Here is a 21023-nt window from a genome sequence, read left to right as displayed (position 1 = left end):
AATGCCATATACCATAAATGATTAGCATTATTAATATTCTCTGACCATAGAGCTCCTTCTAGACCCTTTATATTTTTAGCGTCTTTTGTTGATAAACTTGTAATCGTAGTTTTTGAATCTAAAGCACTATTTAAAGCAGCATGAGTATCTGCATATTCAGTAGCCCAATAAAAACCAGGCTCCCAAAAATCTGGATTATATGTTAAATCAAAATATATATCATCAGCATAAGCTAATACTGTAGAGTAACCAGCCTTTGCAAGTTGCTGTGCTTCATTGTATCCAGAGCTATTAAATGCACTCCAAACCCAAATGTATCCGGTTTTATCGGAAGGTATTGAGTTTTTATCAATACCTCCTGCTAAATTTCCATTAGGATCATTTTGGACAGTTTGTTGCCATCCAGATATTCTAAGATTAGTATTTTGTTGCAACTCTTTGAAAAACTTATGCGACTTTTCTAATGCATTTAAATATTTTTGATTTTCACATGTTGAGTCATTAGTCCAGGCATCAGCAGAAACTTCATCACCACCTACACTAATTTGTGGCTCAAAATATACTGTATTTTGGTTATCAAAAAGTTTATATATCTCAGTTACAATCTGATCAATCTTAGCTGTAAACTTTTCTCCTTGAGTATTTGACTGGTTATATAAACACACTGGTAAAACATCATCATAATACCCTTGTACACTTATATAGTCACTTTTATCAGATTTATTAATAAATATATCAGGTGCTGAGTCAATCAATGATTTAGCATGACCTGGCAAATCTATTTCAGGAATAACTGTTATTTGTCTAGCATTTGCATAACTAATAATCTCTTGAATATCTTTTTTTGAAAAATATCCCTCATAAATCGTTGCAGCTGTTGGGTAATTAGGCGATATAATATCGCTATCTTTTATTTTCTGATTAAAGTAATTTGATTTATCTAAATTTGCTTGTTGATACATTTGTGCCGGAATAGTTGAGCTATCATTATATCCTCTTGTACTGGCTCTTTTAACATCTACGCTATCTAAAGCTAGTCTAAAACCTTCATCATCAGAAAAATGAATATGTAAAGTATTTAACTTTTGGCTTGCCATAGCATCAATTAGTGTTTTTACTGTCTGAACACTAAAGTAATGTCTAGCAACATCTAGCAATACACCTCTATACTGAAATCTTGGTTGATCATTAATTGTTACTTGAGGAAGTATCAATATATTACTAGTATTCTTACTACCAAAATTATCTTTTTGATAAAAGTTTCTTAGTGTTTGGATAGCATAAAATAAACCAGCATTTGTCTGATATCTAATATAGATCTTATTATCAGCTATTTTTAAGATGTAGCCTTCTTTATTTTTAATGGATAAGTCTTTTTTAAGAATAATACTCGCATGACTTTTATCAGTAGCTGCTTTTAAATCACTAGTTATAATCTTATCTATTTTAAAATATTGATTTAACAATTCGATATTCTGATTAGTATCAGAATAATCCGTATATACTCCATTATCTAAATTTATATTTTGCTTTGAGCCAATATCACTAATACTTAGGGGAGTTGGTATCAGATGATATTGATTAGCAAACTCTGAAGAATCACTGGCAATTGAGTTATCAATATATGATTGTAAATTTTGTTGGATTTCTATATCAATCTTAGCTGAATCATAGCCTTGAATGCTTGAGATTTCCTTAGTATTTTTAGATATATAAGCATCTAGATTAGCATTGGAAATTATTACATTACCGTTAGAGTCAATCAAAAAGAAGCTTTGAGGAAGAGATGATATATTACTAGGAGTCCATTGGTTATTATTCTCAAAATTAAATCTATATGTATGCCCTGCTTTTAATTCAAAATCAGTGATAACTCTAAACAAATTACTATACCCATCAGCATAGATCGGCATAGTAGCCAGATTGTCTGCTTTTTTAACATAAATTAAATTTGCCGATTTTTTAGTGCTTAAATCAGTTACCTTAAGAGTAAGATCAGGATTTACCTCCTTAGATGAGTTATAAGTTCTTGGCATGTAAAAACCAAAAAGCCAATTTCCTGTTTGATTTTGATTAACTTTGATATCAATATTCATATCAAAATTACGATTATTTTGACCGATATTTTTTATTTGAATTTTTTGTACATCAAAATCAGTTGCAAATCCACTACCAATTAAACACTGAGAGCTAAGTAATACAGCTATTAAATTCTTTTTCATATATGCCTTATATCAAATTGAATTAATTTAAAATGATAATAATTATTAAAGATATTATCTAAACAATTTGATTATTGAAAATAAAAGATGAAAAAGAATATAGAATTAATAAAATTTATTTAATGAAATCTTGTTCGATTTCTTCTAGGGTACGTCCATTTGTTTTTGGTACAAATTTAAATGCTATAAAGCTATACACCAAAGTACATACTCCGCATATACCCAAAATCACACCATAATTTCCATTAAAATGTTGTGTTACAGGCATCACTGAAGAAGCTAATATTGCAGAAGCCATACTATTTAAGAATAGAGCTACTGCTAAACCTTTACTTCTGATATTAGTTGGTAAAAGTTCAGACATAATAACCCATATATACGCTCCTGGACCAATTGCAAAAAAGAATATATATAAAATAAATCCTATAAGCAAAACTATACCTTTTGCTGAAGTATCAGGCATCGTATACATAAGCACAGCCAGAGTCAGTAAAACAATAGAAACCATTAAGGTACCAAAAGTAATTACAAATTTTCTTTCAATTTTATCTGCTATAGCTACTGCTATAATTGTTGTAACAAAATTAAGACCTGTGATCGCAACACCACCAACTACAGCAGCATATACAGAACCTAAGCCAGTCTCTTTTAGCATTGTTGGAGCATATTGCAAAATACTATTAATTCCTGTCATTTGAGCTAAAATTGCAACAGAGAATACTATAAGCATTGGCATCAAATAATGTCTTTTAGTAAGGCTTGATAATAAACTACCTTCATTCTTAGTTTTTTCAATCAAAGCCTTAACTTCTTGCATTTGCTGTTTTGCTGCATCTACACCTATTGTTTCTGTCAAAATCTTCTCTGCTTCTTGTTCTCTATTTTTCATAATCAACCACCTAGGAGACTTGATTAAAAGAAAACCGCCTATGAATACGATTAAGCCAGGAATTAAAGCTGTAAGAAACATATTTCTCCAATCACCAGTTTCTAAACCAGTTGTAGGATCAGTTGATATAAATAGTAGACTTACAGCAACAGATATTAATATACCTGCTGTGAGAAATAGCTGAAAACATGTAACTGCTAATCCTCGAATCATGCTAGGCACAGATTCTGTTAAATACAATGGAACTGTTATAGATATAAAACCAACAGCCACACCCTGTACTAACCTCGAAAAAAGTAAGAAATTATAACTTTCAGCAAAGTAAATCATAAATACTGATACTACGAATATTAATCCAGATGCCGTGATAATATTTTTTCTACCAAAAATATCTGCTAATACTCCACCTATAAGAATTGCAAAAGCTCCTCCAAATAACACAGAACCACCTAAAAATGATTCTTGAGCAGCAGTCATACCTAACTCAGATTTAATAAAAGGCAAAGCTCCTCCGATTATACCGATATCATAACCATATAACATTCCACCCATCGCTGAGAAAAATATAATCATAAACACCTTTAGCTTATTAGCTTCTTTCATTGTTTTCTCCTTCAAAGATAAAACTATAGTAAGTACTTAAATTAAACTGTTTCGGTAACTTTTTTTAGATTACTAGGACTATCCGGATTATAACCTAACGACAATGCTAGATCATTAACCATCAAATAGAATTTTTGCAATATAACTACAGTTTCAAGAATTGGATGTATTGCTACATTAATATGTAGATGAACTTTTGCATCAGATTGATTATCTGTTGTAGCGAAAACAGTTCTAACTCCTAAATCAGTCATTCTCTTGACTATATCACGTGTACCTTGAGCGCTCTCATCATGTTGCAGTATGGTAAATGTTGTAAAAGTCTGATTCATCAAAGCAAATGGACCATGTAATACTTCGGCTGAACTAAATGCTTCTGCATGTATCCCACATGTTTCTTTGAATTTCAAAGCCATCTCTTGGACTATCGGGAATCCAAAACCTCTTCCGATGACAAACATGTTTTTGCTTTTCTTAAGCTCTTCTATAGCTGGAGTCCAATCAGAATTTAGACTTGTTTCCAGTGTTTCAGGGAGACTATTCAAACTTTCCAAAAGAGCTTGATCTTGATTATATTCAGCTACAATACTTACTAGTGCAACTAATGAAGTTATTACACTCTTGGTTGCTGCAACAGCATTTTCTGCATCAGCTCTCACAGGTAAGACCAAATCTGCGCTGTCTGCTAAAGGTGACTTTTCCACGTTGACTATAGCTAGTGTAGTACATCCTGCTTTCTTGCAACCTTCAAGAGCTAGACGCAAGTCAGGGCTACCACCGGATTGTGATATACCTATAGCTAATGTATGCTCATCGCCTATATTTTTATTATAAATAGTCGTTACAGAAGGTGGTAGCGAAGAAACACTAAACCCTAACTGAGTCTCAAATAAATATTTTGCATAATTTGCCACACAATCAGAACTTCCTCTTGCTACAGTAATAACTCTTTTAATATTCTTTTCTTTAAGAGTTTTGACTATAGACTTAATGATATCTTTGTTAAGTTTAAGTTGATTGGCAACTTTTTCGAAACTACTACTAGCTTCTTGATGCATAAGCGTTTTTGTCATATTAATTGATAAAGTAAAAATTATAGGTAATCAATTATAGGCTTCTTTTTTTTATTTTTACAATAAAAACATCTATCAAATATAGACAATTGTTATTAATTTTTGATAAGAAAAATTCATGCTAGGTATGTAGTATACCAATCTAGTAAACTATGTTAAAATCCATCTCTACAATTTTATATAATAAGGTTAAAAATATGGTGGTTTTACTTATAATATCAATCTCTCTTCTAATATATCTACATGTTAAGCAAGTTAGCTTCAACCTTAGAACGATATTAGCACTAGTTACAGGAATTATTATTGGTATTGTTTACAATTGGACAAATAGTTATAGTAATAGTTTCATACAAATTAGTAATATTTTAGGTGATGGTTATATCTCTTTACTTAAAATGTTAATTATCCCTATTGTATTGACATCAATTATTCACTCAATAATAAACCTAAGAAACCATAAAAGCTCATATATAATAAAGCTTGCTACAAAAACAATCATAATTTTACTTGTTCTTACTGGCATAAGTGCTGCGATTGGCTCAACAGTCGCTATTTTAATGAAGCTTGGTCAAGGTATAGATCTTAGCTCAATGACTGCAGTAACCAAAGAAGCGAAATCAGCCACTCTATCTGAGAATATACTAAGCTTCTTACCGGATAATATTTTTCAACAAATGGATAAAAATAATGTTATTGCTGTTGTTATATTTGCTATATTAATTGGTTTCTCAATGCTTATAGCTCATCGTGAAGATAGTAAGCTAGCTGATCCATTTATAAATTTTATTGATTCTGCTTTTTTTGTAATCAAAAAACTAGCAAAGTTAGTTATTGCAACTACACCTTATGGAGTGCTAGGACTAATGATACAAATGAGTATTGAGTTAGATAAAGGAAGTATATCTGCAGTTATTTCTTTTGTTTTAGCTTGTTATATAGCTATGTTTATAGTTTTACTTATGCATATAGCATTGCTTCTGATATTCGGTACAAATTTAGTAAAATTCTATAAAAGTATATGGAGAGCTTTACTTGTAGCTGCTACGTCTAGATCAAGTATGGGTACCCTACCACTATCTATAAATGGTCTTAACAGATATGGATTATCAGAGACTATTTCTACATTTGCACCTACTATGGGCACCACTATGGGTATGAATGGTTGTGCAGGAGTATTTCCTGCAATATTAGCAATTATGGCTATGTCTGCAACAGGTATGGATATAAATTTTGCAACAATACTTACTATATCTCTAATCTGCATGTTTGCTTCACTAGGTGTTTCTGGTATTCCTGGCACTGCGTATGTAGCCGCTGGCGTCGTATTTACATATTTTAATTTACCATGGGAAATTATTGGTTTAATACTAGGTGTAGACGCTCTTATTGATAGTTTTAGAACACCTCTAAATATACATGGAAGCATGACTACAGCAGTAATAGTAGATAAAACTACCAAAGCTTCTTAACACGCTAATATTTAATAAACTATTTAAGTACCACAAAAAGTAAATCTAACTTTCTCTTGCTCTAAAGGCTCTGACATATATTTCTTAGTGAACGCGTTGAGTTTATATGGTGCTTCAAGTGCTGTCACAAGACTTTGAAGAATACTAAAATTACCATTTTCTGCAAACTCAAGTGCTTTTTCAACTTGATGATTACGCGGAATTATTACTGGATTAGATTTCATCATACTTTCAAAATTGATATCGTAATTGACATATTTATCTAACCAATCTTTTAAGCCTTTATTCCGCAAGTAATCAAAATTATTATAGCTTAGATTATAGAACGTATTTGTATAATCTAACTTATGTTTAAACATATCAGTGAGCAAACCGGAAATAAGTTCATCATCATATTCACTATTGATACTAAAACCTATTTTACTAAGAAACATTTGTCTCCATTTTTGCTTATAAATTTCCGAATAACTTTGCAGTTTATCTTGAGCTAATTCAATAGCTTCATCCTCATCTGTTGAAATAAGTTTCAATAAACTTTCTGCTAGTCTTGCAATATTCCAGCCAGCAATTGATGCTTGATTAGCAAACGCATATCTTCCATCTCGATCTATTGAACTAAAAACAGTATCAGGATCATAAGTATCCATAAATGCACAAGGTCCATAGTCAATAGTTTCGCCTGAAATAGTCATATTATCAGTATTCATAACCCCATGAATAAAACCTACTCTTTCCCATTGTGTTATTAAAGTTGTCTGTTTATCAGTGACATAGTCAAGTAAGCTCAAAGCTTTATTATCAGCGTATGGAATATTATGTCTAACAATCGTATAGTCTAATAACTCTTGGCTATAATTCTCACCAAGCATAGCTGCATACTGAAAAGTACCTACTCTAATGTGACTACTTGCAACTCTAAGAGCTATTGCTCCTTGTTGTAATTTATTTCTTTGAATATTCTCACCTGTTGATATCACAGCTAAAATCCGGCTAGTAGGTATGCCTAGATTATGCATAGCTTCACTAACTATATATTCTCTAAGCATTGGCGCTAAAGCTGCTTTACCATCACCACCCCGAGAGAACTTAGTTAAGCCAGCTCCTTTTAGATGAAAATCAACCAGCTCCCGATTTGGTTTTTCATATTCACCAATTAAGATAGCTCGGCCATCTCCTAACATTGTGAAATTACCAAACTGATGACCAGCATAAGCTTGTGAAATTGGCCTTTTACTACTATACCCTAACAAATTTTTTAATAACTCTTGTGCTGATTTACCTTCTAAATCCAAACCTAAATCCTTGGCTAAACAGTCATTTACAATCAGTAACTTTGCATCAGGATATCTGTATACTTTTTGTTGTGAATAAAACTCATTAGATAAGTCTGTATAACTATATTGTAAATCAATCATAAAATCTATACTTTACTATTTTAGTATAATTTTAGCAGAGTATAGATAATATCATAGCTTTTGAGGTAAAATAGATACCATAAGCGCTAGGATAAGGAGTCAAATAGTTATGGAATATCTCAAACTAGCAATAGTTGATTCTGAAAACTATAACAACTTCTCTCATATTTCTGAGGGTAATTTTGACAGAGTAATTGTCTTTACAAATCCACAAGAATTAGAAGCAAACTTCAATAAAACCCAAATCTATCATAACTTTGAACTTGTACCAATAATTTATGGTGAAGGCAACAAAGATAATATGGATGGTTATATCTGTGCTAAAGTTGGTGAGTATGTCGAAAGATATCGTGATTTCCGTACTTACCTTAGCATCACAATTTTTAGTAATGATCGAATTTTTAGAGGTATTGCATCATACTATACACGTAAGGGATTCAATATAGCTACTGCTGCTCCTAACCAATGCGACACTGGTAATAGTAATACCGATCCTAAAATACGTATCAAAAAATTCCTGTCTTGCCATGAAAGCGTTGTTAATAAAACATTCAAAAAACACTTTAATGAAACAAATCAAGATGCCTTCTATAGACTCATTAGAAGACATTTAGACAAAGATATACCTAGACAAATTACAGATCTTTTCGTTGAAAATAATATTGTATTCTTTTCAAATAAATCACGTAAGATTGGTATTGATGAATCTAAGTATAACCTTTTGTAATGTTTTAATAAGGTACTGGATATACGATTTTTATAATGCTAAAATATTGCAACTTTTTATTCACTAATCATTTTTTTAGAGTTAATTATGGAATATAGAAAATACATTTGTATCGTTTGTGGTTTAATTTATGATGAAGCTGAAGGTTGGCCAGAAGATGGTATAGAACCTGGTACTAAATGGGAAGATGTCCCTGAAGATTGGGAATGTCCTGACTGTGGTGTTGGTAAGGATGAGTTTGAACTATTAGAAGAATAATTTCTTAAATGCTCTCCTTGTTTCAAGAAATATCTTTTGAAAATAAAGATTTCATTGTAATGAGAGATGACCTAAATCACCCTATCTTCTCTGGTAATAAGGCTAGAAAATTAGCTTATCTTCTAAAAAATCCAGATAAATACTCCCACGTCAAGACTATTGTATCTTTTGGCGGTAATCAATCTAATTTTATGCTGGCATTATCACAGCTAGCTAAGATCAAAGGCTGGGATTTCCATTATTGGATAAAACCACTACCAAAATTTCTTAAAAACGCTAAAAATGGCAACCTAAAACTAGCTCTAGAAAATGGCATGCAGTTATTTGAGACTACAAGCTCTCTAAAGCTAAAAAATATAAAGACGAATTACAATATAGACAATAGCCTTTATTTCTTTGATCAAGGTGGTAGAAATACTCTCGCTGAAGAAGGCATAGCTGACTGTGCTAATGAAATTAAAAAGTACTGTCTAGAAAATGATATCGATAATTACAGTGTTGTTGTGGCATCTGGTACTGGCACAACTGCACTATATCTTGAAAAGTACTTACCAAACAAAGTCTACACTATTGCCTGTGTTGGTGATAATCAATACTTAAAAAAACAATTTAATGATATTGATAATGCTCTCAAACATCCTAAAATTCTCAATTCAAACTTTAAAACTCATTTTGGGCAATTAGATATCCAAAATTACGCAATATACCAAAAGCTTTTAGAGCAGACAGAAATTGAGTTTGAGCTACTATATGACCCTATAGCTTGGCGTGCATTATTAAATGAACATCACAAACTTACAAAGCCTATTATCTATATTCACTGTGGTGGAACTAGTGGTAACGAAACTATGATGGCTAGGTATACAAGACTAACAAAATAACTTGTTAAATATACTGTGCTACTAATATTTTGTTTAATTGCTTTCTTAATTCAACAATATTTGTCTTCACAGATCTACATAGATTATATGTAGTATTAAGCTTCTCTGTTGTTGAATTACTAAACCTTATACTACTAAGATTCGCCCTTGGAGAACTTTCAATAGCTGTTAAGACTGTAGATTCTTGTAAATCTAGAGGCTCCTGTAATATTTTTACAATCTGTCGAGCATAGGCTTTGATTTGCTCAGTTTTCGAAGAAAAGTCATGCTCATAGTTGATATATTCAAACATTTTATAAGCTATAGACATTCTCATTTGCTCTTCGAGAAAGATATAAGCTAATTGATGTTCTATATTTTTACTCAACTTCTCATCACTACCAAACTCTAAAGACTTCCATTGGTTCAATAGAATATTCATCCTTTTAAGCTGAGTTTTTATGATGCGCATTCTTTGATGAAACCTATTTTTATTTTGCTGTATTAGCTTTTTGATTTCTTTAGGCTGATTTTTTGTAGATAGCTGTTTTATTGATTGCTCTAATTGATTTAGATTGTTTATTATATCTGGAGCTGTATCAACAACTTCTATCAAATCTAAATTAGGCGCAACTTCAGATACAGCTAAATAACATTGTTTATAAATACCTAGAATATGATTATATTTTTCAAGAACTCCTGTTCTTAACTTCTCTATAGAATTAAATAAATAATCTTTTTTAGTATCTTCAAACTTAGAAACTGCTTTCAAATAATAAATTTTTCTACCAGATAATAATTCTATAAAAAGAGTTATAACATTACTTGCATCTTCTAAATCATACAAGTTATACATCCCTGCACTACTATAAATCTTAGACAAAAAGCCTATTTTCCTATCAAGGCCTTTCTTCAAATCTGAATATTTACCAACTAAAGCATTTTGAAACTTGATCCTTAAATCATCAGGAATATTCTGGTTAGTATTTATTTGCTTATAGAAGCTTCTTAATTTACGCTTATTACTCGGAGTGTCTATAGGAAAACCATTATCTCTATATAAGTATATGATCTCAGCAAACTCTGCCATTTCCTCATTAAAATGTAATTTAAATGCATAAAATATTTCTTTACTTGTTGGATGAGACTTAGCAAGAATCTCATAAGCAATTTTATTATCTCTTACCTGATCGGTTAGATTACTAAGAGTAAGTTTTTTAGACATATATAAACTTTGATATGATTCCTCAATTACAGATAGAAACTTATCTTGCATCAACTCTTTTTCACGGTGCTTAATAGAATCAAAAATTATTTTACTAATAAAACCTACTAAACCGACAAAAAACACATAAAAAGAAAAATATGCAACTGTAACTAGCGGAACCCCTTGACCATGACTTAAATAATACCCCAAAGTTATAGCTATAATCGTGACTGGTCCAGCTGCCCAAAGTATAGATAGTATCGCCGTTTTGACATCAGCACGATGAATCGATGATATTAGTTCACTAACATAGGTATTATTATACGAGTTTCTACTTTTAAAGATTGCTTTTATTCTATTGAGCTGTAACAAAATACTCCAACTATAATTTGCTAATAAGTTTAGTTCATATTTTAACAAAACTATTCAGCAACCCCAAATTCATAAAAGATTATTTTGATATTGAAATTAGAAAACCAATTATCAAATCAAAGTATTTAATTTTTAGGTACTTTTAAACCTTATTAGTCTATAATTGTTGGTGATTTTATAAAAATAGGTAAAATTTAATGATTGAGAATTTAAGAAATATTGCGATTATCGCACACGTTGACCATGGTAAAACTACACTGGTTGATAAACTATTACAACAATCTGGTACACTAAACACTCGTGGCCCAGAAGTTGAAAGAGTCATGGACTCAAATGACATTGAGAAAGAAAGAGGGATTACAATCCTTGCAAAAAACACTGCTCTAAAATGGAATAACTACCGAATTAATATCGTAGATACTCCAGGCCATGCTGACTTTGGTGGTGAGGTTGAACGTGTATTATCTATGGTTGACTCAGTATTACTACTAGTTGATGCTGTTGATGGTCCTATGCCTCAAACAAGATTTGTAACAGAAAAAGCTTTTGCTCAAGGTTTAAAACCAATTGTAGTTATCAACAAAATCGATAGAGATGGCGCTCGCCCTGACTGGGTAGTCGATCAAGTATTTGATCTATTTGATAGACTGGGTGCTACTGATGAACAATTAGATTTTCCTATTATCTATGCTTCAGCTATCAATGGTTGGGCAACTAATGAGCTTGGCGAACAAAAAGAAGATATGACAGATCTTTTCAAGGCTATTGTTGAAAATGTTGAGCATCCAGCTGTTGATGAAAATGGTCCATTCCAAATGCAAATATCTTCCTTAGACTATTCTAACTTCACAGGTACTATTGGTATTGGTCGTATCCAAAGAGGTAAAGTCAAAACAAATACTCCTGTAACTATTGTTGGTAAAGATGGTAAAACTCGTAATGGTAGAGTATTACAAATATTAGGCTATATGGGTCTAGACAGAGTTGAAGTGCCTGAAGCTCAAGCTGGTGATATTGTATGTGTAACAGGTATGGAAGGTTTGAATATATCAGATACATTATGTAGCCCTGATAAAGTAGAAGCATTACCTGAGCTTTCTGTAGATGAGCCAACTATTAGTATGACTTTCCAAGTTAACAACTCTCCATTTGCTGGTAAAGAAGGTAAATATGTAACTTCTCGTCAAATTAAAGACCGTCTTGACAAGGAACTACTTACAAACGTAGCTCTAAGAGTTGAGCAACTTGATGATCCTGATAAATTTAAAGTATCTGGTCGTGGCGAGCTTCACCTTTCGATCTTACTTGAAAATATGCGCCGTGAAGGTTATGAGATTGCAGTATCTCGCCCACATGTAATCTTTAAAGATGTTGATGGCGAAAAACACGAACCTTATGAGCAAGCAATTATAGATATCGAAGAAGAGCATCAAGGTACTGTAATGGAAAGAATGGGCTTACGTCAAGGTGAGCTTAAAAATATGGAACCAGATGGTAAAGGCCGTGTAAAACTTGAATTTATAATACCATCTCGTGGTTTAATTGGTTTTTATACAGAATTTTTAACTATCACATCTGGCTCAGGTATTTTAAACAAAGTATTTGATCATTACGGACCTATGAAAAAGCAAACTCTTGAAACTCGTCAAAACGGTACTCTAGTTTCTATGCTATCAGGTAAAGCAGTAGCGTTTGCTCTTTGGAACCTTCAGGAGAGAGGTAAAATGTTTATCTCTCACGGTACAGATGTTTATGAGGGTATGATTATTGGTATTCATAGTAGAGATAACGACTTAGCGGTTAACCCTTGTAAAGGTAAACAGTTAACTAACGTTCGTGCCTCTGGTAAAGATGATGCTCTTACACTAGTTACTCCAATTAAACTAACTCTTGAGTATGCTCTTGAGTTTATCGAAGATGATGAGCTTGTTGAAATTACACCTGAATCAATCAGACTAAGAAAGAAACATCTAACAGAATCTGATCGTAAAAAAGCAGCTCGTGGAACTCTTTAATTTTATAAAATAATTATATATTTCTATATAAATCATATAATACATTCTAAAGTTAACTCCTAAATCACTTTTATAAAATTTAAATAATTTATAGGACTTTCTTATGAAACGATTAGATAATAAAATAGTATTAATAACAGGTGCTGCTAGAGGAATAGGTAAGGCAACTGCTGAACTCTTTTCAAATGAGGGAGCAACTGTGATTATTTCAGATATAAACGACAGTTTAGGTAATCAAACTTAAAGATATTAACTCATCAAATTGTGAGTATAAACACTTAGACGTTAGTCTTGAAGATGATTGGATAATTATTAGTAAATATATTAGATCTAAATTTGGTAAACTTGATATTTTAGTTAATAATGCTGGCATTACAGGTTTTATAGAGAGTTCTGGCCCTCATAACCCTGAGGATTTAGATATGGATTCTTGGCAAAAGGTTCATTCTATAAATTCTAATGGTGTAGCCTTAGGATGCAAATATGCTATTAAACTTATGAAAGAAAATGGCGGCAGTATAGTCAATATTTCTTCCCGCTCTGGACTTGTAGGTATACCTCAGGCTGTTGCATATGCTTCGAGTAAAGCATCTGTAAGAAATCATACTAAATCTGTTGCTTTATACTGTGCTGATATGAATTATGGGATTAGGTGTAACTCAATTCATCCAGGAGCTATATTGACGCCAATGTGGGATGAGATGCTGCCAAAAGATGAAAATCAAAAACAAGCAGCTATTAAAACTATTACTCAAGACATACCTTTAAAGAGAATGGGTAATGCAAAAGATGTAGCTTATACTGCTTTATATCTAGCATCTGATGAATCAAAATATGTCACAGGTATAGAACTAAATGTAGATGGTGGAATACTTGCAGGAAGCTCTGCTGCACCTAGAAATAGAAAGGAATAAGAAATTAAATAACTTGATTAAATCAATAGCCTATTGCTAAAGCATTACCTCTACGTGGATCTGCTGCACCATAGACATATTGTCCATCAGACATTACAGACTCTGCAGCACCCATAGCAGCATAAGGAGTAACAGTGTTACCCATTTTTTTAAGTAGATTGATAGTATCCACAGATACACCCTGCTCTACACCAATTTCTTCTGGCCATAGTTGACTATGTATACGAGGATTGTTAACTGCTGATTGTAGATTCATATTATAGTCTATGATGTTTAAAATCACTTGTAATGTTGTTGTAATAATACGACTTCCACCTGGTGAACCTGTAGCTAAAAACGGCTTGCCATCTTTATCAAGAACAATTGTCGGAGTCATTGAGCTTAATGGTCGCTTATTTGGAGCAACTGTATTAGCCTCACCTTGAACTAAACCAAACACATTTGCAACACCTACTTTTGCTGCAAAATCATCCATTTCATTATTTAACAAGATACCAGTTCCCGGTACTACAATACCATTCCCATAAGAATAATTAAGCGTATAAGTATTAGATACCATATTGCCATCTTTATCAACTACACTAAATTGAGTAGTCTGAAGCTTTTCACGATCTTCTGGATCAACTGTGCTTATATCTTTACTCGGAATATGCTTATCTGTAGTGATTTTTTGAGCAATCTGTTTTGCATATTTTTTAGACAAGAATTTAGCCAAATCCATCTTAACAAAATCAGGATCTCCTAAATCAGAGTTTCTATCATTATAAGCATAGCTCATTGCATTACTCATAAGATTAATGGTTTTAGCGCTATTGTTACCATAGTCAGCTAATGGGAAGTTCTCTAGAATATTTAATAACTCTATCAGAATTACACCACCGGAGCTTGGTGGCGGCATAGAATATACTGTATAACCTCTATATGTACCTTTAAGTGGCTTCATTTCTTCGACATTGTAGTTTTTCAAATCTTGTAATGTGATTAAACCACCATTTTTAGCCATACTATCTGCTATCTTATGAGCAATATCTCCTTCATAGAAAGCTTTTTTACCTTGTTTTGCTATTAGTTTCAGACTATTTGCAAGTTCAGGTTGCTTTAAAATTTCTCCAACCTTATAAGCAGAACCATCTTTATGATAAAAAATCTTCATAGCTTCTGGTGATTTTTCAAGCCATGGTTTTGCAGTTATAAGCGACTGATTTAGGTCATAGCTTACTGGGATACCATCTTCAGCAAGCTTGATAGCTGGAGCAATAACCTGCGATAATTTCAATTTACCATATTTTTGTTGCGCATCTACTAAACCAGCTACAGTACCTGGAACACCAGAAGCACTGTATGAGCCAGAAACCTTAGCATAATCAACATCTCCCTTGTCATTTAAAAACATATCTTTAGATGCTTTTGCAGGAGCTTTTTCACGGTAGTTTACAGCTATATTCTTATTGCCATCTTGTAAGTGGATAATCATAAAGCCACCACCACCAAGATTACCAGCTCTAGGTAATGTAACAGCCAAAGCAAAGCCAACCGCAACAGCTGCATCTACAGCATTGCCACCTTGTTTTAATATATCTAAACCAACCTGACTTGCTAAAGACTCTTGAGAAGAAACCATACCATGTGTTGCAACTACTGGTTGAGCAATTTGCATCTCTTCTTGAATAGGAATAAAATCATAACCTGTTGGTACTGGTGCAGCAATCAAAGCTAAATTTGGTAAAAAAATTACCATACACATCAAACTTACAAATAGTTTTTTCACTAATAAACCTCAGTAACTATTTTTCAAACATAGTATATAAGATATCAAAAAACGATACCTTAAAAAAACTTTTTAAGCTAAACAAAAGATATTTTTTAAGACTTGTTTATAACTTAGACTAAACTTCAGTAACCTTATTTACACTAGTAAGACTACTTTTTAGAACTGGTGGAGTATTTTGATATGCCTGGACAAAGCTTTCATCACTATAGGCAACTTCTGATTTAGTATTTTTGTTTTTAATACCTAAAACACTTAATATTGCTTGATCACTTTGAGGACTATCAAGTGATGGATCTTTTTGTTTAAGGACTTTTGCCATACCATAGTCATAGTTCTGGAGGTAGGCATTTCTCATAGCTGCATATGGATCTACCGATACTTCTTCTAAGTTTGAATATGCCGGTAAATAAGAGACTCCTTCATTGGTATAATATAATCCATATACACTATAGTTTACAGCATAGGCTGTAAATGTACCTACTCCTGGAGCCAAAAACAAATACGACAGAGGATTAAACATAGCATCTACGCCATCACTAACTCCCTCTATAGTACCAGGTCCAAAAACTGGCCAAACAATATATGGTGAAGCATATCCTTTCTTATACACTCCCCATTTATGAAGAGTAACTGCAAAATCCTGATGATAACGCATTGGCAATCCAAACCTACTACCAGCTACATCAAAAATACCTACTACCCCAAGAGTTGTATTTTCTAAAAATCTCATACTATCATCACCAGCATATCCCCATTCACCTTGAAAAAGATCATTCGCTACTCGACTAGGTTCAAAAAGATTTTGGAAAATATTGAATATACCCGTCTGTACAGCATCAGGCATAACATAATTATAAGCTTTTGCTACAGGTGTCAGATCCTCATATAACTCATTATTCCAATGAAACATCTCACGATTATAGTTTTCATAAGGATCTCTATCATTAAGAGGTGTCTCCCATTTAACTGAACAACCTGATAGTACTATGATAGTAGGGAGTAACAAAATACTCTTTTTTATTTTTAATTTCATGAACTTATTAAATTGATTCCTAAAAATCTCACAATTATAGCTAATAATTGCTATATATACATACTGAAGTAGTATTTTATGAAAATTTTTGACTTTTCTTGAAGCTTCTAACCCAAAAACGCTCTACAGCAAGTGCTTTAAGTAACTTATCTGAACATTGCTGACTTTGATTTGTTATATATGATGTAATAATCTTAGCCGCTAATAATGATGAACATAAACCTTTTGAGCCAAATCCTGAAGATACATATAGATCTTGTTGATACTCAATATTTGGCATTTTTGATTTTGGATAGCCTTTAGACAGAGGCTTATAAAAAACTTGTTCAAAACTATTATAATCAGCCAGCCTACCAATAAGTGGTAAATGATCAGAAGTTACACATCTCGTAGCTACTCTTGAATTAATAATTTCAACATTATAATTTTTATTATCAAATATTTGCTTAATTTGATTAATATTAAAAACATTATCTTCCTGTCTTATATCTCCGCTAGTATCATTATTATCTCGAAATGTTGCTCCAATAACTTGTAGATTATCTTTATAATTTGGGATTATATATCCTTTATCCATAATATTATTTGAGATATCAAAACATCTTTTAATAACTGTTAACTGACCTTGAGATGGGTATACTGGAATATTTTGCAGCAGAGAAATATTTTTAAATAATGGATACCCTCCAGCAAATATCACAATATCAAAATCTTCAGTAAAATTATTAAATCCTAATTGCCAAGTATTATTCTCTAATTTCTTAATACCCAAGAGCTCATTATCTAATTTTAATTTAGCAGTTGATAATTTAAGCCATAGCTGACAAATACTTTTAGGTACCACAGATAAAGCATTAGGGTAATATACAGCCATGTTATGAGTATCTTTGCCAAGTAATTGCGAAAGCTCTTGATGAGATATTAGGCTAGCTAAATCATCAGCTATCTCTCTTTTTGTAAAAATCTTATGATATCTATTTAGTTCTTTTTCATCACTTAATATTTGCAAGACACCCTGATTACAAATTTCGATATCATTACGATACTGATTTATAAACTCTAATAATATACTATATCCTAGTGTATGAAACTGATCTGAAAAATTGTTATCTGAAGTCAGATATGGTTCTAAAATTCCCGCAAAGTTTCCAGAAGCTTCTGTTGCAATATCAGAGTTTTTATCAAATATAGTTATATTAAAGTTAGATAGTGTACTTAATTCATAAGCTAATGAACATCCTGCTAGTCCAGCTCCTATTACTGCTATTTTCTTATTCATATAAATTCTCGTAATTATATTTATCCAAATGCCATTTAGCTGGATTATTTTGGATATATTCTCTGATTTTTGCTAACGATTCTTGATTTCTTATTATATGGTCATAAAAAGATCGTTGCCATTGAAATTCAATTAAGCCAAGGGCGTTACGAATTTGCTTAGTACAAATCTCTTTATAAGATTTTATAACTTGTGATAAATTAGATTTTTCATTTGTAGTGACAGCACATTGTGCTGTCATTGTTCCTTTAGCAAGATTATCAGATTGGACAGAACACTGTTCTGTCCCTACATTTATATTATAGTTTTGGATTATAATTATTGCGTGAATATGATTAGGCATAACTATAAATTCATCTAAAAACACATCATTATAAAATTGAGGAATATTCTTTAATCTATCAAAAGCTATGACACCACAATCATTCAAAACCATCTTGCCATGATTAGATATTTCACCAAAATAATTGACTCTATCTTTTGTGCAAATGGTTACAAAATAATAACTGTTTTGTGAATAATCAAAACTTTCTAGACGATTATATTTTCTTTGATTATGCTCTTTAAGCACCAAAACCTCTAATGCCTTCTCTTTTACGCTTTTGTTCTGCTCTTAGCATACGGGCTTGTTTTGGATCAATAGTTAAATTTCTGTATATCTCAATTCTATCTCTATCTTCAAGGACATGATCTAGATCAATCATTTGTCCATAGATACCAACTTTAAGATTTTCGATACTGTCTAATTCAGAATAAGCGTCTAAGATTTTTGATTCAATAATAGCTTCTCTAACAGTCAGAGAATCATCAAACTCAACATAAAAAGACTTCTGCTCATTAGGTAAAGCATAAATGACTTCTACTTTCACTATTTATAAACCTCTTCTGCACGTTTACAAAATGCTCCCAACATCTTATCTGCAAGCCCACGAAATACTGGACCAAGAGCCATTTCCACAAATTTATTTTCAAAGGTAAACTCCATGTCCAATGATACTTTACATGAATTTTCATCTTGAGGTTCAAATTTCCAATCACCTGTTAAACTTTTGAATGGTCCATTCATAAGATTTAAATGAATATGCTCATCTTTTACCATTGTATTATGTGTAGCAAAATCCAATTTCACAAATCCTGATTTGATTTTTAGAGATGCTTTTGCTTCTGTTTCCGTGTGTTCAAAAATCTCAATATCGTAGCACATCGGCAAAAATTCAGGATAGCTTTTAATATCATTTACAAGATCATACATTTGTGAAGCAGTATAATTAACAATTGCAGATTTATTAACTTTATTCATTTATTTAATCTTTTGTGTTTTGCTGATAATATATAGCGTTACATTGTATATCTTTTGCAAAAAATAATAAAGTTATGAGTAAACATAAGGTTTCTCTAGCAACTATTGCTAGGAATAAAAAAGCCTTCCATGATTATACTATTCTCGAAAAAATTGAAGCTGGAATAGTACTACAAGGATGGGAAGTAAAAAGTATCAGAGCTGGTAAAGTACAGATGACAGATAGTCATGTGCATATCAAGCGTGGTGAAGCTTGGCTTTTTAATTGTCTAATAACTCCTCTATTATCAGCATCTACCCATGTTGTAGCTGATGCTTCAGCAAATCGTAAACTACTACTTAATCGCCGTGAAATAGATAAAATCATGGGACGAATTGAGCAAAAGGGATTTACATGTGTGCCTTTGGCTATGTATTGGAAAGGTCCTCGTGTGAAAGTTGAGATAGCTCTTGCTCAGGGTAAAAAAGTTCACGACAAGCGTCAGGCTCAAAAAGATAAAGATTGGGCTCGCGAAAAAGATAGAATCTTTAAGAAGGCGCATAGATAAAATGACTGAAATAAAAATAAGCAAAACTGAAAAAAAACTCCGTCACTATATTACTAAGGCTATAGCTGATTATAAGCTTATCGAAAAAGGTGATAAGGTTATGCTATGTCTATCAGGAGGTAAGGATTCTTTTGGATTATTAAAAGTTTTGCATGGTCTTGTCAAAGATGGAACTTATGATATTGTTCTTCATGTGTATACATTAGATCAGTCTCAACCTGGTTGGGATGATAGTCAACTTAGAAAATATCTTGACGATCTAGGTATATCTTATGAGATTGAAACAAAAAACACTTATGGTGTTGTTATAGATAAGGTTCCAGAGGGTAAGACTTATTGTTCGTTATGCTCGAGACTTCGCCGTGGTAACATCTACAGATATGCAAAAGAGCATAAAATGGATAAAATCATTCTAGGACATCATCGCGATGATCTGATCGAATCATTGCTAATGTCGATACTTTATCAAGGACAAATCAAGTCTATGCCACCTAAGTATATAACTCAAGATGGTGAAAATACTGTAATCCGCCCAATGGTACTAGTACAAGAATGTGATCTCATAGAGTTTGCTAAAGAAGAAAATTTCCCAATAATTCCATGCAATCTATGTGGATCTCAAGAGAATCTTAAAAGAAAAAAAGTTAAAAAGCTAATCCAAGATTTAGCACATGAAAATCCAAAGGTACCAAGTAATATTCTAAACTCTCTTTCAAATGTATTACCAAGTCATTTGATGGATAGAGATTTACTTAATACCATAAAAAACTAAATTTGTAGTTTCCTCTATCTATTCTATCATTCTGAACTAGTTTCAATCTCAATAAAATAAATACTTATCATAATATCGAGTTTTGAATTAATTAACATATATAATCACAGTACATTAGCAGTTAGTAGTCCATAAAACAAATTATTAGAAAATAAAATCAATACTATTCGTCATCAACTATGTTGTAAATTATTTACGAAATTTGCATTTTCAGTCTTAAATCTCTAATTTTAGCATTAGCAATGACTATAATTTTTCTCATAACAGCTATAATAGCGACCATCTTCTTTTTACCA

19 protein-coding genes and 1 pseudogene are annotated in these 21023 nt (G+C 32.0%); 9 read left to right on the top strand and 11 right to left on the bottom strand.

Annotation, left to right across the window (positions count from 1 at the left end):
- Positions 1-20 precede the first annotated feature (20 nt).
- The 3 genes and pseudogenes from F3D57_RS10495 to F3D57_RS01750 form a co-directional block, all read right to left on the bottom strand.
- Positions 21-1913: pseudogene (locus F3D57_RS10495) on the bottom strand (family 20 glycosylhydrolase); the annotation flags it as partial.
- Positions 1914-2337: 424 nt separating this feature from the next.
- On the bottom strand, positions 2338-3714 hold the full coding sequence (locus tag F3D57_RS01755) for a sugar porter family MFS transporter (RefSeq protein ID WP_146422041.1): 1377 nt from the start codon (positions 3712-3714) through the stop codon (positions 2338-2340).
- Positions 3715-3755: 41 nt separating this feature from the next.
- Positions 3756-4787, bottom strand: a complete 1032-nt coding sequence (locus tag F3D57_RS01750) for an SIS domain-containing protein (protein WP_150464972.1) — start codon at positions 4785-4787, stop codon at positions 3756-3758.
- 197 nt (positions 4788-4984) lie between these two features.
- Between F3D57_RS01750 and F3D57_RS01745 the strand changes: the two genes are divergently transcribed.
- Positions 4985-6256: a dicarboxylate/amino acid:cation symporter gene (locus F3D57_RS01745; protein ID WP_149368409.1), complete on the top strand. Its 1272-nt coding sequence runs from the start codon at positions 4985-4987 to the stop codon at positions 6254-6256.
- A gap of 23 nt (positions 6257-6279) precedes the next feature.
- Here the strand turns inward: F3D57_RS01745 and F3D57_RS01740 are convergent, their stop codons facing one another.
- Positions 6280-7671, bottom strand: a complete 1392-nt coding sequence (locus tag F3D57_RS01740; RefSeq protein WP_150464971.1) for a protein adenylyltransferase SelO — start codon at positions 7669-7671, stop codon at positions 6280-6282.
- A 109-nt stretch (positions 7672-7780) separates the two neighbouring features.
- Between F3D57_RS01740 and F3D57_RS01735 the strand changes: the two genes are divergently transcribed.
- The 3 genes from F3D57_RS01735 (at position 7781) to F3D57_RS01725 (ending at position 9537) form a co-directional block, all read left to right on the top strand.
- Positions 7781-8398, top strand: a complete 618-nt coding sequence (locus F3D57_RS01735) for a hypothetical protein (protein WP_013922959.1) — start codon at positions 7781-7783, stop codon at positions 8396-8398.
- 87 nt (positions 8399-8485) lie between these two features.
- The gene (locus F3D57_RS01730; RefSeq protein WP_013922958.1) at positions 8486-8656 is read left to right on the top strand and encodes a rubredoxin; all 171 of its coding nucleotides are present in this window, start codon (positions 8486-8488) and stop codon (positions 8654-8656) included.
- A gap of 8 nt (positions 8657-8664) precedes the next feature.
- Positions 8665-9537, top strand: a complete 873-nt coding sequence (locus F3D57_RS01725; RefSeq protein ID WP_150464970.1) for a 1-aminocyclopropane-1-carboxylate deaminase — start codon at positions 8665-8667, stop codon at positions 9535-9537.
- Positions 9538-9541: 4 nt separating this feature from the next.
- On the opposite strand, the gene F3D57_RS01720 is transcribed toward F3D57_RS01725, so the two are convergent.
- Positions 9542-11098 carry a hypothetical protein gene (locus F3D57_RS01720; RefSeq protein ID WP_150465039.1) on the bottom strand — a complete coding sequence of 519 codons (1557 nt, stop codon included), beginning with the start codon at positions 11096-11098 and terminating at the stop codon, positions 9542-9544.
- Positions 11099-11292: 194 nt separating this feature from the next.
- On the opposite strand from F3D57_RS01720, the gene typA reads away from it, so the two are divergent.
- From typA to F3D57_RS01710, 3 genes are all read left to right on the top strand, one after another.
- Positions 11293-13110, top strand: coding sequence for a translational GTPase TypA (typA, locus tag F3D57_RS01715; RefSeq protein ID WP_146422035.1), 1818 nt, complete (start codon positions 11293-11295; stop codon positions 13108-13110).
- Positions 13111-13213: 103 nt separating this feature from the next.
- Positions 13214-13354, top strand: a complete 141-nt coding sequence (locus F3D57_RS10490; protein WP_411961495.1) for an SDR family NAD(P)-dependent oxidoreductase — start codon at positions 13214-13216, stop codon at positions 13352-13354.
- Entirely contained in the window at positions 13344-14024 is a 681-nt protein-coding gene (locus F3D57_RS01710; RefSeq protein WP_411961496.1) for an SDR family oxidoreductase, read from the top strand. The genes F3D57_RS10490 and F3D57_RS01710 overlap by 11 nt, the downstream gene beginning before the upstream one ends.
- Before the next feature lie 22 nt (positions 14025-14046).
- On the opposite strand, the gene ggt is transcribed toward F3D57_RS01710, so the two are convergent.
- The 6 genes from ggt to F3D57_RS01680 all read right to left on the bottom strand — a co-directional run bounded on the left by ggt (position 14047) and on the right by F3D57_RS01680 (position 19407).
- Positions 14047-15768 (bottom strand): gamma-glutamyltransferase, encoded by a 1722-nt coding sequence (gene ggt, locus F3D57_RS01705; RefSeq protein ID WP_224728139.1) that lies wholly within the window; start codon positions 15766-15768, stop codon positions 14047-14049.
- 142 nt (positions 15769-15910) lie between these two features.
- Positions 15911-16828 carry a VacJ family lipoprotein gene (locus tag F3D57_RS01700; protein ID WP_150464969.1) on the bottom strand — a complete coding sequence of 306 codons (918 nt, stop codon included), beginning with the start codon at positions 16826-16828 and terminating at the stop codon, positions 15911-15913.
- A gap of 76 nt (positions 16829-16904) precedes the next feature.
- Entirely contained in the window at positions 16905-18107 is a 1203-nt protein-coding gene (gene mnmC / locus F3D57_RS01695; protein WP_150464968.1) for an FAD-dependent 5-carboxymethylaminomethyl-2-thiouridine(34) oxidoreductase MnmC, read from the bottom strand.
- Positions 18100-18678, bottom strand: coding sequence for a transposase (locus tag F3D57_RS01690; protein ID WP_150464967.1), 579 nt, complete (start codon positions 18676-18678; stop codon positions 18100-18102). The genes mnmC and F3D57_RS01690 overlap by 8 nt, the downstream gene beginning before the upstream one ends.
- Positions 18671-18976 (bottom strand): RnfH family protein, encoded by a 306-nt coding sequence (locus F3D57_RS01685; RefSeq protein ID WP_150464966.1) that lies wholly within the window; start codon positions 18974-18976, stop codon positions 18671-18673. Before F3D57_RS01685 ends, F3D57_RS01690 begins: the two co-directional genes overlap by 8 nt.
- Positions 18976-19407, bottom strand: coding sequence for a type II toxin-antitoxin system RatA family toxin (locus F3D57_RS01680; RefSeq protein WP_013922948.1), 432 nt, complete (start codon positions 19405-19407; stop codon positions 18976-18978). Before F3D57_RS01680 ends, F3D57_RS01685 begins: the two co-directional genes overlap by 1 nt.
- A gap of 74 nt (positions 19408-19481) precedes the next feature.
- Between F3D57_RS01680 and smpB the strand changes: the two genes are divergently transcribed.
- On the top strand, positions 19482-19955 hold the full coding sequence (gene smpB / locus F3D57_RS01675) for an SsrA-binding protein SmpB (protein WP_150464965.1): 474 nt from the start codon (positions 19482-19484) through the stop codon (positions 19953-19955).
- 1 nt (position 19956) lies between these two features.
- Positions 19957-20727 carry a tRNA 2-thiocytidine(32) synthetase TtcA gene (gene ttcA, locus F3D57_RS01670; protein ID WP_150464964.1) on the top strand — a complete coding sequence of 257 codons (771 nt, stop codon included), beginning with the start codon at positions 19957-19959 and terminating at the stop codon, positions 20725-20727.
- Positions 20728-21023: the final 296 nt, after the last annotated feature.

This window comes from Francisella sp. SYW-2 (assembly GCF_008711475.1).
GTDB classification, from domain to species: Bacteria; Pseudomonadota; Gammaproteobacteria; order Francisellales; family Francisellaceae; genus Francisella; species Francisella salimarina.
Note: the sequence above shows the minus strand (reverse complement) of the source record. Positions and strands in the feature narration are given on the sequence as shown.

Excerpts from the sequence above, each read along its gene's own strand:
- F3D57_RS01755 (WP_146422041.1), bottom strand. The coding sequence starts at position 3,714 with ATGAAAGAAGCTAATAAGCTAAAGGTGTTTATGATTATATTTTTCTCA.
- F3D57_RS01750 (WP_150464972.1), bottom strand. The coding sequence starts at position 4,787 with ATGACAAAAACGCTTATGCATCAAGAAGCTAGTAGTAGTTTCGAAAAA.
- F3D57_RS01745 (WP_149368409.1), top strand. The coding sequence starts at position 4,985 with ATGGTGGTTTTACTTATAATATCAATCTCTCTTCTAATATATCTACAT.
- F3D57_RS01740 (WP_150464971.1), bottom strand. The coding sequence starts at position 7,671 with ATGATTGATTTACAATATAGTTATACAGACTTATCTAATGAGTTTTAT.
- F3D57_RS01735 (WP_013922959.1), top strand. The coding sequence starts at position 7,781 with ATGGAATATCTCAAACTAGCAATAGTTGATTCTGAAAACTATAACAAC.
- F3D57_RS01730 (WP_013922958.1), top strand. The coding sequence starts at position 8,486 with ATGGAATATAGAAAATACATTTGTATCGTTTGTGGTTTAATTTATGAT.
- F3D57_RS01725 (WP_150464970.1), top strand. The coding sequence starts at position 8,665 with ATGCTCTCCTTGTTTCAAGAAATATCTTTTGAAAATAAAGATTTCATT.
- typA (WP_146422035.1), top strand. The coding sequence starts at position 11,293 with ATGATTGAGAATTTAAGAAATATTGCGATTATCGCACACGTTGACCAT.
- F3D57_RS10490 (WP_411961495.1), top strand. The coding sequence starts at position 13,214 with ATGAAACGATTAGATAATAAAATAGTATTAATAACAGGTGCTGCTAGA.
- ggt (WP_224728139.1), bottom strand. The coding sequence starts at position 15,768 with ATGTGTATGGTAATTTTTTTACCAAATTTAGCTTTGATTGCTGCACCA.
- F3D57_RS01700 (WP_150464969.1), bottom strand. The coding sequence starts at position 16,828 with ATGAAATTAAAAATAAAAAAGAGTATTTTGTTACTCCCTACTATCATA.
- mnmC (WP_150464968.1), bottom strand. The coding sequence starts at position 18,107 with ATGAATAAGAAAATAGCAGTAATAGGAGCTGGACTAGCAGGATGTTCA.
- F3D57_RS01680 (WP_013922948.1), bottom strand. The coding sequence starts at position 19,407 with ATGAATAAAGTTAATAAATCTGCAATTGTTAATTATACTGCTTCACAA.
- smpB (WP_150464965.1), top strand. The coding sequence starts at position 19,482 with ATGAGTAAACATAAGGTTTCTCTAGCAACTATTGCTAGGAATAAAAAA.
- ttcA (WP_150464964.1), top strand. The coding sequence starts at position 19,957 with ATGACTGAAATAAAAATAAGCAAAACTGAAAAAAAACTCCGTCACTAT.